The following is a 265-nucleotide window of genomic DNA, read 5'->3' on the forward strand; positions in this document are numbered from 1 at the left end:
GGCGTACTTGAAGTCTTCGGCGCGGTGTACCGCCCGGCGCCAGCCGCCGGGATGCCCGTCACTGCTGAATAGCGTCGTCTCGGCGACCAGCACCGGCGCGCCAACGTCGACTTCGAGCGCCTGCGCCTCTTCCGGACTCGCGCCCGACGCCCAGATGTGCTGCTCGCCGCGCGTGTACACGACGCCCAGCGCTTGCTCGATCAACGCGAACACGGTGCCGACGCGCTCGAGCTCTTCGACCGACGGCGCAAAATCGGGCGGCGTG

1 protein-coding gene is annotated in these 265 nt (G+C 69.8%); it reads right to left on the reverse strand.

The genetic code is table 11. The features are described from left to right. Positions 1 to 265 (reverse strand): UTRA domain-containing protein (locus SB751_RS31460; RefSeq protein WP_410749206.1); only part of this gene is annotated, 265 nt, incomplete at both ends.

Origin of the sequence: Cupriavidus sp. SIMBA_020, assembly GCF_046535395.1 — a bacterium.
Classification (GTDB): domain Bacteria; phylum Pseudomonadota; class Gammaproteobacteria; order Burkholderiales; family Burkholderiaceae; genus Cupriavidus; species Cupriavidus campinensis.